Source organism: Variovorax paradoxus, from assembly GCA_016806145.1.
Taxonomy (GTDB): domain Bacteria; phylum Pseudomonadota; class Gammaproteobacteria; order Burkholderiales; family Burkholderiaceae_C; genus Variovorax.
This window is the reverse complement of record CP063166.1, coordinates 6,298,179-6,312,210: the sequence shown is the minus strand read 5'-3', so window position 1 is coordinate 6,312,210 and position 14,032 is coordinate 6,298,179. Positions and strand designations below refer to the sequence as shown.

Below are 14,032 nucleotides of genomic sequence, written 5' to 3'. Positions count from 1 at the left end.
CCGAGGGCCGAGGAGACAAATTCCCGATCGACAAGAACAATCATCCAAAAGGCTACATCCGAGAGCCGGGTTGAAAAATTCAGAAGCGCCGCTGGTCGGCGCTTTTTTTTGCCTGTCGCTGTCGCATCGGCGCCCCGATTCCTTGCCTTGAAAAGCGGCCAGAGAGTCGGCTGCGCCGCCGTCTGTAGCTACTCTTTCGATAGCGATCCCGGTGCGACAATCGTGGCCATGGAAATGTGGCTGATGACCGCGGCCTCGCTGCTCGCGGGGTTCGTGGATGCGATCGTGGGTGGGGGTGGACTGATCCTGGTGCCGGCGCTGTTCGCCGCCTTTCCCGGCGCGCCGCCGGCCACGTTGCTGGGCACCAACAAGAGTGCGTCGATCTGGGGCACGGCCGCTTCGGCGGCGCAGTTCAGCCAGCGCGTGCGGATGCGCTGGGGCGCGCTCTGGCCGGCCGCGCTGGCCGGTTTCTGCGGCGCGCTGGCCGGCGCCTGGGGCGTCACCCAGTTCCCGGGCGATTTCCTGCGCCGCGCGCTGCCCGCGATCCTGCTGGCGGTGCTGCTCTACACCCTGGCGCGCAAGGACATGGGGCGCCACCACGCACCGCGCTTCACCGGCCGCGCCGAGACGTTTGCGGCCTGCAGCATCGGGCTGGGCATCGGCGTCTATGACGGCTTCTTCGGTCCCGGAACGGGCAGCTTCCTGGTGTTCCTGTTCGTGCGCTGGATGGGCTACGACTTCCTCAACGCCTCGGCCTCGGCCAAGGTCATCAACGTGCTCACCAACGGCGCGGCGCTGCTGCTGCTCGCGCTCAAGGGCCACGTCTGGTGGCACTACGGGCTGGCGATGGCGGTCGCCAACGTGGCCGGCAGCCTGATCGGCACGCGCGTGGCGCTCAGGCACGGCGCGGGCTTCGTGCGGATCGTGTTCATGGTCGTGGTCAGCGTGCTGATCCTCAAGACCGCGTACGACGCCTTCCTCCAATAGAAAAGGCCCCGGGACAAACCGGGGCCTTTTCTTTCATGGGATGCGCGGGGCGCTCAATCCTCGACGAAGGCTTCCTCGCGCTTCGACTTCACGGCCGGCAGCAGCACGATGCCCAGCAGCAGCGCCGCGGCCACCAGCAGGCCGGCCGACAGCGGCCGCGTGACGAACACGCTCCAGGCACCGCGCGACAGCAGCAGCGCGCGCCGCAGGTTCTCTTCCATCATCGGCCCGAGGATGAAGCCCAGCAGCAGCGGAGCCGGTTCGGTGCGCAGCTTGAGGAACAGGTAGCCGACGAAGCCGAAGATCGCGACCATCCAGACGTCGAAGGTGTTGTTGTTGGTCGAGTACACGCCGATGGCGCAGAACAGCACGATCGCCGGGAACAGGAACTTGTAGGGCACCGTCAGCAGCTTGATCCACATGCCGATCAGCGGCAGGTTCAGGATGATCAGCATCGCGTTGCCGATCCACATCGAGGCGATCAGGCCCCAGAACAGCTCGGGGTTGCTGGTCATCACCTGCGGACCCGGCTGGATGTTGTGGATCGTCATCGCGCCCACCATCAGCGCCATCACGGCGTTGGGCGGGATGCCCAGCGTCAGCAGCGGAATGAAGGAGGTCTGCGCGCCGGCGTTGTTGGCCGACTCGGGCGAGGCCACGCCGCGGATGTTGCCCTTGCCGAAGGGCACTTCGCCCGGGCGCATCTTGATCTTCTTCTCGAGCGCATAGGCCGCGAAGGCCGCCAGCAGCGCGCCGCCGCCGGGCAGGATGCCCAGGGCCGAGCCGAGGGCCGTGCCGCGCAGCACCGCGGGCGTCATGCGCTTGAAGTCGTCCTTGGTGGGCCACAGGCCCTTGACCTTGTGCGTGAAGACCTCGCGCTCGTCGTCGGGCTGCGAGAGATTGCCGATGATCTCGCCGTAGCCGAACACGCCCATGGCGATCACCACGAAGCCGATGCCGTCGGTCAGTTCGGGGATGTCGAAGCTGAAGCGCGCCACGCCCGAATTCACGTCGGTGCCGACGATGCCCAGCAGCAGGCCCAGCACGATCATCGCCACCGCCTTGAGCAGCGAGCCCGAGGCCAGCACCACCGCGCCGATCAGGCCCAGCACCATCAGCGAGAAGTACTCGGCCGGGCCGAACTTGAAGGCCAGCTCGGTCAGCGGCGGCGCGAAGGCGGCCAGGATCAGCGTGCCGACGCAGCCCGCGAAGAACGAGCCCAGGCCCGCGGCCGCGAGCGCCGGGCCCGCGCGGCCCTGCCTTGCCATCTGGTAGCCGTCGATGCAGGTCACGACCGAGGACGACTCCCCGGGCAGGTTGACCAGGATGGCGGTGGTCGATCCGCCGTACTGCGCGCCGTAGTAGATGCCGGCCAGCATGATCAGGGCCGAGACCGGCGGCAGTGCGTAGGTCGCGGGCAGCAGCATCGCGATGGTCGCGACCGGGCCGATGCCCGGCAGCACGCCGATCAGCGTGCCCAGAATGCAGCCGACCAGGCAGTACAGCAGGTTGGTGAAGGTGAAGGCGACGCCGAAGCCGGTCGCGAGGTTGTGGAACAGTTCCATGGCGGTGTGCTCCTCAACCGGCGATGAAGGTGGGCCAGACCTGGATCTGGAGCTTGAGCGCCCAGATGAAGGCCACGTAGCTGCCCGCCGCGAGGATGGTGGCGAGCACCAGCACGTCGCGCAGGTTGAAGTGTTCGCCCGCCATGCTCGAGATGATGGTGAGCGCGTAGATCGCGATGATCATTCCCATGGCCGGCAGGCCGATGCTCGGCAGGCCGCCGAGCAGCACGCCGAACGCGAGGTTGGCGCCCAGCACGTAGGCCAGCGGCTTCCAGGCCCATTTGCCGATCGGATCGCCGTCGGTGGTCTCGACCACCATGGCCTGGAACATGATCCCCAGCCCGAGCAGCGCGAGCAGGATGCCCAGCATGAGCGGGAAGTAACCGGGACCCATGCGGGCCCCGTCGCCGATGTTGTATGCGGTGGCGCCGATGGCGAAGGCGCCGCCCACGGCCGTGAACATGACTCCTGAAAAGAAGTCGGCCTGGCTCTTGATTTTCATGTCTCTCGACCCTCTGTTTTGGAGGGATGAGGGTCGTTTCCGGCGACTGACCGCTGGCTGACCTGACCGGTAGGGACTAATGCGTAGCGCTTACTACGGGTAAGCCCGCGCGGCCCCGGTGCACGGGTGGCGCAGAAACGAAAAAAGCTCCCGAAGGAGCTTTTCAGTGAAAGGCGGCCGGGCCGCCATTCGATGGGTGGGTGCTGCGAGAGCTTAGTAGCCGCCGCGGCCGTAGCCGTCGTCGCTGCCACCGCCGCCGCCGTAGCCACCGCCGCTGCGGCCACCGCCGCCGCCGCCGTAGCCGCCGCCACCGCCGCTGCGACCACCGCCGCCGCCGCCGTAACCGCCGCCGCCGCCACCACCGCCGTAACCGCCGCCACCACCGCCGTAGCCGCCGCCACCGCTACGGGGCGGGCGGGCTTCCATCGGACGGGCTTCGTTCACGGTCAGGGCGCGGCCCTGGACCGGCTGGCCGTTCAGGCCGGCGATCGCAGCTTGCGCCTCGGCGTCGGTACCCATTTCCACGAAGCCGAAGCCCTTGGAGCGGCCGGTGTCACGTTCCATCATGACCTTGGCGCTGACGATGGCACCGTAGGCGCCGAAAGCTTGCTCCAGGTCGTTGTCACGGATCGAGTAGGCGAGATTGCCCACGTAAAGTTTCTTGCCCATGAAAGGGACTCCTCAACTCAAAAAAACCAAATAACAGAAAAAGCGATGGAGTCCCAGAATCACAACAAACAAAGGCGCTGTGCGCGAAACTGACCGATCACCGGATAACGTGCACGGGAGCCGATGGCTCACTGACACGTAGCGGCGATTATCCCGGTTTGGCCGGGAAATCAAGCTTTTAATTGCACATTCATCGGGAAACCTCTGATCCCGACGGGCGGTTTCGCAACGGTTTGAGCAGACCGGAGAGCCCGTTGTGGTCTATTTCATGCATCAGGGCGAGCAAGCGGCCGATCTCTCCCGCGGGAAAACCCTCGCGCGCGAACCAGGTCAGGTAGTTGCCCGGCAGGTCGGCGATCAGCGTTCCCTTGTATTTGCCGAACGGCATCGCCAGCGTGACCAGGCGCTCGAGGTCCTCGGGCTTCATCAGCGGCCTCCCGCGCGCTTGACCGTGTGGCCCAGCTTCGTGAGCGTGGCGATCACCTGTTCGCGGTGGTCGCCCTGGATCTCGATCGTGCCGTCCTTCACCGTGCCGCCGGTGCCGCAGGCCGCCTTGAGCTGCTTGCCGAGCGAAAGCAGGCCCGCCGCATCGAGCGCCACGCCCTTCACCACGGTCACGCCCTTGCCTTTTCTGCCCGCGGTCTCGTGCGACACACGCACAATGCCATCGGCGGCGCGCAGCCGCGCCTGCTCGGCGAGGTCCTTGCAGCGGCATTGCGCCAGCGGTTCGCCGCAATCGGGGCACATGCGGCCGCCGGCCTCGGTCGAATACACCAGACGGGTGGCCGCCGGGTTGTCCTTGTGGGTTGCCATGTTCTTGCGTTCTCTTCGTTCCCGATTTCTTTTCCACCAGCCCAGACGAGCCTTTCCGATGCACCTGCCGCCCGCCTTCTTCCGAGTGGAGACCGCCGCTTGACCGCTGCGCCCACCCCGTCCTTCGAATCGCTGGGGCTGGCCCCGGCGCTCGTGCGCGCCGCCGGCGAACGCGGCTACGACGCGCCGACCGCGATCCAGGCCGCGGCCATTCCCGCGATTCTGCAGGGACGCGACCTGCGCGGCTCGGCCCAGACCGGCTCGGGCAAGACCGCGGCATTCTCGCTGCCGCTGCTGCACCGGCTGGCTGCCGACTCCGCCGGGGGTGAGCGCCGGCTTCGCGCGCTGGTGCTGGTGCCCACGCGCGAGCTCGCGGCCCAGGTCGGCGAGACCCTGCGCGACCTGGCGCGCGCACTGCCCGACCGCTTGCGCATCGCCGTGGTGTTCGGCGGCGTGTCGATCAATCCGCAGCTCATGGGCCTGCGCGGCGGCGCCGACCTGATCGTCGCCACGCCGGGCCGGCTGCTCGACCTGGTCGAGCACAACGCGCTGCGGCTCGACGGCATCGCCACGCTGGTGCTCGACGAGGCCGACCGCCTGTTCGACCTGGGCTTCGCCGAGGAGCTGGGCCGCATCCTCGCCCAACTGCCGGCGAAGCGGCAGAACCTGCTGTTCTCGGCGACCTTTCCCCAGGCCATCCAGGCGCTGGCCGACCGCATGCTGCGCGACCCCGAAACGATCGACGTGCAGGGCGAGCCCGGCACCGCGCCCGACATCGTGCAGCGCGCGATCGAGGTCGACAGCACCCGCCGCACCCAGCTGCTGCGCCACCTGCTCGAGCAGCACGGCGAGGCCTGGGGCCGCGTGCTGGTCTTCGTCGCGACCCAGCATGCCGCCCAGACCGTGGCCGAGAAGCTCTACCGCCACGGCATCTATGCCGTGCCCTTCCACGGCGACATCTCGCAGGGCGCGCGCACCGACATCCTCGACCAGTTCAAGCAGAGCCGCTGGGACGTGGTGGTGGCCACCGACCTGGCCGCGCGCGGCCTCGACATCGCGCGGCTGCCGGTGGTCGTCAACTACGACCTGCCGCGCTCGCCCACCGACTATGTGCACCGCATCGGCCGTACCGGCCGCGCGGGCGAGAGCGGCCTGGCGATCAGCTTCGTGACGCCGGCCTCCGAGGCGCATTTCCGCCTGATCGAGAAGCGCCAGGACCGGCGCGTGCCGCGCGAGCGCATCGAGGGTTTCGAGCCCACCGAGGTCGCGCCGCCCTTGGTCGATGCGAGCGGCACGGGCGGGATCAAGGGCACGCGGCCGAGCAAGAAGGACAAGCTGCGCGCGGCGCAGGCAGCGGAAGCGGCGAAGGCCGGCAAGCCGCCGGCCCAGGATTGACGGTACGGATCTCGCGAGCCTATTCGGCCGCGAAATCCACCTGGTGCCGCGCGATCCGCAGATCGCCCAGCGCCTCGCGCACGCGCAGGTGCGCCGGATGCGTGGCATAGCCGTCGAGCGCGGCCTGGCTGTCGAACTCCGAATAGAGCACCACGTCGCAGGCATACGCGACGCGGCTCGAATCGATGCCGACCTCGATGCGCAGCAGGCCCGGGACCTGGCCGCGCAGCGATTCGAACTGCTGCTTCACGAACCGGGTGACGCGCGCCTTCTCCTCGGGCGTGTCGGCGCGCAGGTCCCACATCACGATGTGCTTGAACATGGCGCGGGGGGATGAAAGACGAAGATCACGCGAGGCCTCCAGCTGCCGCGGGGCAGGGAAGGGGCCCGCGGCGTGCGGACGATGGTATGCAGGCGCGGCACGAAAGACCGCGTCGCCGCTGGAGAACAGTTTTCCGCGGACGGCGGGCTCAGCCGCGCGGCGGCCGCTTCGCGATGCCCATGGTCTTCGCGAGGATGCCGAGCATCACCTCGTCGGCGCCGCCGCCGATCGAGCCCAGCCGGCCGTCACGGTACAGCCGCGAGACGCGGTTCTCGAGCGTGAAGCCCATGCCGCCCCAGAACTGCAGGCAGGTGTCGGCCACCTCGCGCGTGAGCCGGCCGGTCTTGAGCTTGGCCATCGAGGCCAGCTCGGTCACGTCCTGGCCCTGCACATGGAGGTCGCAGGCGCGGTAGGTCAGCGCGCGCAGCGCCTCGACCTCGGTCTTGAGCTCGGCCAGCTTGAACTGCACCCACTGCTGGTCGGCCAGCGTGCCTCCGAACATCTTGCGCTGCTGGGCCCATTCGATGGTCTGCGCGATGCAGTCGTCCATCGGCTCGAGCGAGCTGGCCGCGCACCACAGCCGCTCTTCCTGGAACTGCTGCATCTGGTAGACGAAGCCCTGGCCTTCCCCGCCGATGCGGTAGCGCTGCGGCACGCGCACCTCGTCGAAATGGATCAGGCCGGTGTCGCTCGAATGCATGCCGATCTTGCGGATCTTCTTCGCCTTCTCGATGCCGGGGCTGTCCATCGGCACGATCACCAGCGACTTGTTGCGGTGCACCGGGCCGTCGCCGGTGTTGACCAGCATGCACATCCAGTCGGCCTGCAGGCTGTTGGTGATCCACATCTTCTGGCCGCTGATGAGGTAGTCGTCCCCATCCTTGCGCGCATGGCTCTTGAGCCCCGCCACGTCGCTGCCCGCGCCCGGCTCGGACACGCCGATGCAGCCCACGGTGTCGCCCGCGATCGCCGGCGCGAGGAATTCGCGGCGCAGTTCGTCGCTGCCGAAGCGCGCGAGCGCGGGGGTGCACATGTCGGTCTGCACGCCGATCGCCATCGGCACGCCGCCGCAGCTCACGTGGCCGAGCGCCTCGGCCAGCGCCATCGCGTACGAGTAGTCGAGGCCGGCGCCGCCGTAGGCCTCGGGCTTGTTGAGGCCCAGCAGGCCGAGGTTGCCGAGCTTCTTGAAGACCGCGTGCGCGGGGAAGGCCTCGGCCGCCTCCCACGCGTCGACGTGCGGATTGATCTCCTCGTCGATGAAGCGGCGCAGGGTCTTCTGGATCTCGAGGTGTTCGTGCGTGTAGTGCATGCTGTCCGTACGGGCGGGGCACTCCCGGCCCCGATCGCAGGCCACTCTAGGCGCGCCCCGGTCTCGGGGCTTGCGCCAACTAGCTGGTGCGCGCGCGGCGCGCCGTGGCCGGCGCCGGCCGCGCGTTCGAGGCGGCCGAGATCGGCGACTCGATGCTGTTGCCGGTGAGCACCCAGTAGATGAAGATCAGCACCGCGCCGGCCGTGCCGAACACCGTGAGGCCCATGTAGCTGCCGCCGATGGCGAGCGCGTCGACCGGGGCGGCGGCGGTGCAGACCATGGTGGCCGCGCTCATGCCCACGTAGTGCATGGTGCACACCGCCAGGCCCATCACGGCCGCGGCGCCGATCTGCAGACTGAGCTTGCGCACGTTGAAGGCCAGCCACAGCGCGGCGGCGGCGGCGCTGATGGCGATCAGCACCGACAGCCCGACTGCCATTGGATCGAACTGCATCGACGCGCGCTTGTTCATCGCGAACATGCCCATGTAGTGCATCACGCACACGCCCAGGCCGGCCAGCAGGCTGCCCGCGAGCCAGCCCGCGCGGCTGAACCTGCGGCGTCCGCCCGCGAGGTAGAGCGCGATGCCCGAGATCAGGATCGCCGCCACCAGCGAAACCACGGTCAGCGGCATGTTGTAGGCGATCGAGATCGGCAGCCGGTACGCCAGCATGCCGATGAAGTGCATCGACCAGATGCCGATGCCGCCGAGCGCCACCGCGGCGCAGGCCACGGCCGCGAGGTTCGGGCGGCCATCGGGGCCGACCATGCGTCCGGCGCAGATCAGCGCGGTCAGCGAGCCGGCGAAGGAGATGAAGTACGACAGTGCCACCAGCCCCAACGAGTATTCGGGCGACAGCAGCTGGCCTGCGACGAGCGGTGTCATGGGATGTCCTTTCGACAGCAAGACGGCACCGCTCGCCCCCGGGAATCGGTGGTACCGGACCGTTCCGGGCGAGTTTGTAATGTTTGTTTTTAAAAGTAAACTGGTGTTTTACAGTTCTGTTTAGATTACTTTTTTCTTAATTTTTCAGCGCTGAGGCCGGATCCGGTATATCGCGTTGTTCCGGTCCGCCGCCATGTAGACCGTGCCGTCGGGCCCGACCGCCACGCCGGTCACCACGTAGGGTGGCGGCAGTCCCGGCCCGGGCGCCAGCCCGATCGGCAGGTTCTCGGCGATGGTGCGGCGCGAGCCATCGGCCGGGTCGATCTCCACCAGCCGCCGCGCCGCGCTCTCGGCCACCACGAAGCTGCCCCAGGGCGTCTGCGCCAGGCCCTCGGGCAGCGCAAGCTTGTCGGCGATGGTGCGCAGCGGCGCGCTGGCGTCGAGCGGAATGCGCAGCAGCTTGCCGGCCGCCTCGGTGACGTAGAGCGCGCCGTCGCGGCCGATCACCATCTGCACCGGCCCGTTTAGCCCGCTCGCGATCACCTGCCGCTCGGCGAACTTCGCGCCGCTCGCGCGCGTGATGCTGCCGGTGGCGATCTCGGCGTAGATCACGCTGCCGTCGGGCATCGGAATCGCATCGAACGGCGCCTTCAGGCCGTGGATCGTCTCCACCGTCTTCAGCGTCTGCCGGTCGACCAGCTGCACCGTGCCCGTGAACCACGAGCTCAGCGCGAACAGCCGCGCCGAGAGCCCGACCGCGAACGGGTACTCGAGCTCGGGTTCGCGCTGCATGCGGAACACGTCGCGCACCTCGCCGTTGCGCACGTCCACCCGCCGGAAGCCGAACACGTCGGCGACCCAGAGGTCGTTGCCGTCGAGCTTCATGCCGGCCGGCACCGCGAGCTTGCCGCCGGTGAGCGTGCGCAGTTCGCCGGTGGCGGGCTCGAAGGCCATGACCTCGTTGTCGGCCATGTTCGAGATGTAGATCGTGCCTTCGGGCGCGATCGCGAGGTTGTCGAGCGAGGCCTTGAGCTGCTTCGCGACCGTCTTGCGGCCGGTGGCGAGTTCGACCTTCACGAGCTCGCCGCTGCGCGCGTCGACCACCCAGAGGTTGCCCTTGCCGTCGAGGTTGGCCGCGGCCGGGATCTGGAAGCCGTCGGCGATCGGCGTGATGCGCCCGTCGGCCGGATCGATCTTCACCACCTGGTTCTTGAACCACAGCGGCCCGTAGAGCATGCCGTCGGGCCCGACCTCGAAGCCGTTGAAGCCGCCCATGTCCTTGCGGATCAGCCGCGGCGGCTTCTGGCCCGCGCGGTCGATCTCCCACAGCGCATCGCCGAGGAACACCTGCGAGGCGTAGAGCTTGCCGTTGCGCGGGTCGAAGGCCAGGGAGTTGAGGCCGGGCAGGTCCTTGGCGAGGACGCGCATGGGGGCGCTGTCGTGCTCGCGGTAGCGCAGCATGCCCATGAGGTAGTTGGTCCAGGCCATCTCGCCTTGGGGGCCGATGGCGATGTCGTCGGATTGGCCTTCGGGGGCGTCGATCAGGATCTTTGCTGCACCGGTTTTTCTGTCGACTTCCCAGAGGGTGTTGCCCAGGACCGAGCCTGCGAGCAGGCGGCCTTTTTGGTCGATGGCGAGGCCGTGGACGCCGGAGAAGGACGAAGGTTGGACCAGGGGCTCTGGGGGGTGCCAGGCTGTGGGTCTTGTGGTGACGAGAGCGGTGGCCGCTGCGGGTGTTGGCTCTGGTGTCTGTGCGACTGCTGGGGGCGTTGACGGTTGGCTCGTTGTGGTTGTTGTCGTGCTGCAGGCTGCGAGCAGGGCGGCTACGGCGATGGCCAGGTGACGGAACAGCGGGGGGATGGGCACGGGGTCTCCTTCTCTCTTCTCTTTGTTCGGCCTTTTTTTGGGACGCGCGGGGGAGTCTAGGGAATGTGGAGGGGGAATTGGTCGCTGGTGAGACAGGGGTTTGGGTTTTCTTAAGGTGCTTGTGTCTTGGTTAGGCCGTTGGCCGGGTCTCGCCCCGGCGGGCGAGTCACTTTCTTTTGCTTCGCCAAAAGAAAGTAACGGCGGTTTCAAAGACCAAGTGCAACACTTCAAATTCAGAGGAGTTGCATGGCGAATACCTATCAGCAGTTGAGTGCGGAAGAGCGTGGAGTGGTGATGGCCATGAAAGTGCAGGGCTACAGCGCTCGATCCATTGCCGCAGTGCTGGGCAGGTCGCCGAGCACCATCACTCGAGAGCTGCGCCGCAATGGTTACCAAAACGAGTCCGAGCAGTGTGTGATGGGCCGGCCGCGAGTCGCTGGAGGCTACGACGCGAGCCGAGCTGGCCAGCGAGCGCGGCGGGTGCGTCGTGCGGCCTGGCCAGTACGAGGGAAGGCGACCTTATCAAGGGCAAGGCAAATGCCTCGGCCGTGGGCAAGCTGGTATGCCGCAGATCGTTGTTCGCCATGCTGGTCAAACTCGATGGCAGCACCGCACTGGACGCGCTCAATGGCTTCACACTGGCCTTCTCGGCATTGCCCCCGGAAATACGCCAGACGCTGACCTACGACCAAGGCAAGGAAATGGCGCTGCACAAGAAGCTCGCCGAAAACACGGGCTTGAAGATCTACTTCTGCGACCCGCACAGTCCATGGCAGCGAGGCATCAACGAACACACCAACGGTTTGCTGCGGCAATACCTGCCCAAGGGCACCGACTTGAGCGTGCACTCCCAGCGGGAGCTCGACGGCATGGCTTGGGAACTCAACATGAGGCCTCGCAAGACACTCGGCTGGCGCAGTCCTGCCGAGGTGTTCTTCGACAACGTTTATATGGACAAAGCAGGCCTTGTCCCGACCGTTGCACTTGGTCTTTGAAACCGCCAACCAAAGAAAAGGCGACCCACTGTCTGCGACCCCTCCGCTTCGCTCCGGGGCAACCTGCGGTGCTCGCGTTTCGCGGGGTCTCGCAGAACTCGCTTCGCTCAAACAGCTGCGAGCCCTGATCCGCGAAACGCTGCGCTCCTCGGCGCAGCCAGAGGGGGTGGGGCGGGCCTTTGCTGCGCTCGGCCTTGCAATGCTGTTCGGGCCATCGCTTCGCTCGGCCTTGTGTTTGTCTTGTCCCCTCTCCCTCTGGGAGAGGGTTAGGGTGAGGGCACTGGGCCTCACCAAGGGTCTGACGGTATCCACCGCCCGGAGCCCTCACCCCAGCCCTCTCCCAGAGGGAGAGGGGGCAATACCAATGCCGAGCGAAGCGATGGCCTGTTAGGTGCCCGCGGCCGAGCGCAGCGAAGGCCCGTTGGGCATGCCAGGCCGAGCGAAGCAAAGGCCCGAATCACCCCCCTCTGGCTGTGCCGAGGAGCGCAGGGGAAAGCGGGATCAGGGCCGCAGCTGTCTGAGCGGAACGAAGTGCAGCGAGTTCTGCGGACCCCCGCTTTCCCCGAGCACCGCAGGTTGCCCGCAGCGAAGCGGAGGGACACAGACAGTGGGGTCGCCTTCTTTTGCTTACTTTTCTTGGCGAGACAAGAAAAGTGAGTCGCCCGCCGGGGCGAGACCCGGCCAACGGCCCAACCAAAAAGCGCACCCTCAAAAAACATCAAGCCCTGAACCGATTCCGAGTCAAAGCCAACGCCACCCAAAACGCCACCCCCGCATACACAACCAGCACCCCAGCATGCCGCCCCCACCCCACAGGCCACTGATCCATGAACAAGGGCCGAACCAACGCCACAGCATTGGCCAACGGCAACCACCCAGCCACCACCTGCACAGCCCCAGGCAGCTGCTCAAGCGGAAAGAACACCCCGCTCAAGAACATCATCGGCGTCATGAACAAGGTGAAGTAGTAGGTGAAGAAGTCATACCCCTTCGCCAGCGCATTGAAGATCAGCGCGATCGATGAAAACGTGACCCCCGCCCCCGCCAGCACCAGCCAGGCCACGAACAGCTTCGGACTGTGACTGATCCCCAGCCCCAGCATCACGAACAGGATCGCCGTCACCGTGAAGATCGACTTGAACGCCGCCCACAGCATCTCCGCCAGCACGATGTCGTCCAGCCCCACCGGCGCGTTCATGATCCCGTCCCAGGTCTTCTGCACGTGCATGCGCGAGAACGCCGAATACAGCGCCTCGAACGAGGCCGCGTTCATCGCGCTCATGCAGATCGAGCCGCTCGCCAGGAACAGGATGTAGGGCACCTTCGTCTCGCCCACGCTCACCTGCCCCACCAGCGCGCCCATGCCGTAGCCGAAGGCCACGAGCCAGATCAGCGGCTCGGCGATGTTGCCGATCAGGCTCGGGATCGCGAGCTTGCGCCACACCAGCAGGTTGCGCAGGAACACGGGCCACCAGCGCATCGACAGCTGCGGCGGCCGCCACGCGGAAGGCGAGGGTGGCGAAGAAGAGGAGGAGGGCTCGGTGGCGAGGGTCGGGGTGGTCATGCGATGCGCTCGGTGGGTGTCTCTGATGTTCTCGTGGCGTGGCGCGTCACAGGCGTCAGCCGTCCTCGCGAATCTGCCGCCCCGTGAGCTTGAGGAACAGATCCTCGAGGTTCGCGGGCCGGTGGAAGGTGCGCAAGCCCGGGTGCTGCGACAGCGCCTCGAGCAGGCGGCGCGCATCCTGCGTGTAGAAGAACACCGTCTCGCCGCTGACCTCCACGCGCGCGGCCAGGGCCCGCAGTGCGTCGACGTTCGCCAGCGCGAGCGCACCGTTGCCATAGACCTCGACCACGTCGGGCTCGAGGTGCTCGGCGATCAGGTCGCGCGGGCGGCCCTCGGCGATCTTGCGGCCGTGGTCGAGCACCAAGAGGCGCGAGCACAGGCGCTCGGCCTCGTCCATGAAGTGGGTGGTCAGCAGGATCGACTTGCCCTGCTGCAGCAGCACCTGCAGGCGCTCCCACATCAGGTGGCGCGCCTGCGGGTCGAGGCCGGTGGTGGGCTCGTCGAGCAGCAGCAGCTTGGGGTCGTTGACCAGCGCGCGCGCCAGCGAGAGCCGGCGCCGCATGCCGCCCGAGAGCTCGCCGGGCTTGGCATCGGCCTTGTGCGAGAGCGCCGCGAACTCCAGCAACTGCGGCACGCGCTCGCGCACCTGCTTCTTCGCGAAGCCGAAGTAGCGGCCGTAGACCACGAGGTTCTCGGCGCAGCTGAAGTCGGGGTCGAGGGTGTCGAACTGCGACACCACGCCGAGCTGCGCCTTGATCGCCAGCGCGTCGCGCGGCATCTGCAGGCCCAGCGCCTCGATGCTGCCGCCGTCGGGCGCGGTGAGACCCAGGCACATGCGGATGGTGGTGGTCTTGCCGGCGCCGTTCGGGCCGATCACGCCGAGGCACTCGCCGGGCGCGATGTCGAACGAGAGATCGTCGACCACCGTGGTGTCGCCGTAGCGCTTGCGCAGGTTCGCCACGCGAAAGAGCGGCGCGGCGGGCGCGGTGGCCGGCGAGGGAGCGGAGGCAGCTTGGGAGGCGGAGGTGTACACGGGCGGGACCGGAAGAAGGGAGATGAGGAGGACCGCGGAACGCGACGATTCTGACGCAGGCCCGCGTGCGGCGCCGTCCGTCGGGGACCAGGGTTCACCGCGAGCCCACGGCGCGTGCAAGCGATA

The 14,032-nt window shown here is 67.4% G+C and carries 12 protein-coding genes and 2 pseudogenes; 3 read left to right on the top strand and 11 right to left on the bottom strand.

What is annotated here, in order from left to right; translation table 11 throughout:
* Positions 1-228: 228 nt before the first annotated feature.
* Positions 229-987: a TSUP family transporter gene (locus INQ48_29490; protein ID QRF57376.1), complete on the top strand. Its 759-nt coding sequence runs from the start codon at positions 229-231 to the stop codon at positions 985-987.
* Positions 988-1,040: 53 nt separating this feature from the next.
* Here the strand turns inward: INQ48_29490 and INQ48_29485 are convergent, their stop codons facing one another.
* From INQ48_29485 to INQ48_29465, 5 genes are all read right to left on the bottom strand, one after another.
* Positions 1,041-2,552, bottom strand: a complete 1,512-nt coding sequence (locus INQ48_29485) for a tripartite tricarboxylate transporter permease (protein QRF57375.1) — start codon at positions 2,550-2,552, stop codon at positions 1,041-1,043.
* Between the two features lie 13 nt (positions 2,553-2,565).
* Complete coding sequence (locus INQ48_29480; protein ID QRF57374.1) at positions 2,566-3,054, bottom strand: tripartite tricarboxylate transporter TctB family protein; 489 nt, start codon at positions 3,052-3,054, stop codon at positions 2,566-2,568.
* Between the two features lie 213 nt (positions 3,055-3,267).
* On the bottom strand, positions 3,268-3,723 hold the full coding sequence (locus INQ48_29475) for an RNA-binding protein (GenBank protein ID QRF57373.1): 456 nt from the start codon (positions 3,721-3,723) through the stop codon (positions 3,268-3,270).
* A 190-nt stretch (positions 3,724-3,913) separates the two neighbouring features.
* Positions 3,914-4,150: a DUF3820 family protein gene (locus INQ48_29470; protein ID QRF57372.1), complete on the bottom strand. Its 237-nt coding sequence runs from the start codon at positions 4,148-4,150 to the stop codon at positions 3,914-3,916.
* Positions 4,150-4,536 carry a translation initiation factor Sui1 gene (locus INQ48_29465; GenBank protein QRF57371.1) on the bottom strand — a complete coding sequence of 129 codons (387 nt, stop codon included), beginning with the start codon at positions 4,534-4,536 and terminating at the stop codon, positions 4,150-4,152. Before INQ48_29465 ends, INQ48_29470 begins: the two co-directional genes overlap by 1 nt.
* Positions 4,537-4,635: 99 nt before the next feature.
* Here INQ48_29465 and INQ48_29460 point away from each other — a divergent pair, with 99 nt between their 5' ends.
* Entirely contained in the window at positions 4,636-5,931 is a 1,296-nt protein-coding gene (locus INQ48_29460; protein QRF57370.1) for a DEAD/DEAH box helicase, read from the top strand.
* A 19-nt stretch (positions 5,932-5,950) separates the two neighbouring features.
* On the opposite strand, the gene INQ48_29455 is transcribed toward INQ48_29460, so the two are convergent.
* From INQ48_29455 to INQ48_29440, 4 genes and pseudogenes are all read right to left on the bottom strand, one after another.
* Positions 5,951-6,253, bottom strand: coding sequence for a Dabb family protein (locus tag INQ48_29455; GenBank protein ID QRF57369.1), 303 nt, complete (start codon positions 6,251-6,253; stop codon positions 5,951-5,953).
* Between the two features lie 148 nt (positions 6,254-6,401).
* Positions 6,402-7,562, bottom strand: coding sequence for an acyl-CoA dehydrogenase family protein (locus tag INQ48_29450; protein QRF57368.1), 1,161 nt, complete (start codon positions 7,560-7,562; stop codon positions 6,402-6,404).
* A gap of 79 nt (positions 7,563-7,641) precedes the next feature.
* Positions 7,642-8,448, bottom strand: coding sequence for a histidine kinase (locus INQ48_29445; protein QRF57367.1), 807 nt, complete (start codon positions 8,446-8,448; stop codon positions 7,642-7,644).
* Positions 8,449-8,592: 144 nt separating this feature from the next.
* Positions 8,593-10,155 (bottom strand): annotated as a pseudogene (locus INQ48_29440) (PQQ-binding-like beta-propeller repeat protein).
* 453 nt (positions 10,156-10,608) lie between these two features.
* Here INQ48_29440 and INQ48_29435 point away from each other — a divergent pair.
* Positions 10,609-11,309, top strand: a pseudogene (locus INQ48_29435) (IS30 family transposase).
* Between the two features lie 718 nt (positions 11,310-12,027).
* Here the strand turns inward: INQ48_29435 and INQ48_29430 are convergent.
* Positions 12,028-12,873, bottom strand: coding sequence for an ABC transporter permease (locus tag INQ48_29430; GenBank protein ID QRF57366.1), 846 nt, complete (start codon positions 12,871-12,873; stop codon positions 12,028-12,030).
* Between the two features lie 55 nt (positions 12,874-12,928).
* Complete coding sequence (locus INQ48_29425) at positions 12,929-13,834, bottom strand: ATP-binding cassette domain-containing protein (protein ID QRF60950.1); 906 nt, start codon at positions 13,832-13,834, stop codon at positions 12,929-12,931.
* Between the last annotated feature and the right edge of the window lie 198 nt (positions 13,835-14,032).

What these genes read in the sequence shown, in the direction of transcription:
- INQ48_29490 (QRF57376.1), top strand. Translation starts at nt 229, where the DNA reads ATGGAAATGTGGCTGATGACCGCGGCCTCGCTGCTCGCGGGGTTCGTG.
- INQ48_29485 (QRF57375.1), bottom strand. Translation starts at nt 2,552, where the DNA reads ATGGAACTGTTCCACAACCTCGCGACCGGCTTCGGCGTCGCCTTCACC.
- INQ48_29480 (QRF57374.1), bottom strand. Translation starts at nt 3,054, where the DNA reads ATGAAAATCAAGAGCCAGGCCGACTTCTTTTCAGGAGTCATGTTCACG.
- INQ48_29475 (QRF57373.1), bottom strand. Translation starts at nt 3,723, where the DNA reads ATGGGCAAGAAACTTTACGTGGGCAATCTCGCCTACTCGATCCGTGAC.
- INQ48_29470 (QRF57372.1), bottom strand. Translation starts at nt 4,150, where the DNA reads ATGAAGCCCGAGGACCTCGAGCGCCTGGTCACGCTGGCGATGCCGTTC.
- INQ48_29465 (QRF57371.1), bottom strand. Translation starts at nt 4,536, where the DNA reads ATGGCAACCCACAAGGACAACCCGGCGGCCACCCGTCTGGTGTATTCG.
- INQ48_29455 (QRF57369.1), bottom strand. Translation starts at nt 6,253, where the DNA reads ATGTTCAAGCACATCGTGATGTGGGACCTGCGCGCCGACACGCCCGAG.
- INQ48_29450 (QRF57368.1), bottom strand. Translation starts at nt 7,562, where the DNA reads ATGCACTACACGCACGAACACCTCGAGATCCAGAAGACCCTGCGCCGC.
- INQ48_29445 (QRF57367.1), bottom strand. Translation starts at nt 8,448, where the DNA reads ATGACACCGCTCGTCGCAGGCCAGCTGCTGTCGCCCGAATACTCGTTG.
- INQ48_29430 (QRF57366.1), bottom strand. Translation starts at nt 12,873, where the DNA reads ATGACCACCCCGACCCTCGCCACCGAGCCCTCCTCCTCTTCTTCGCCA.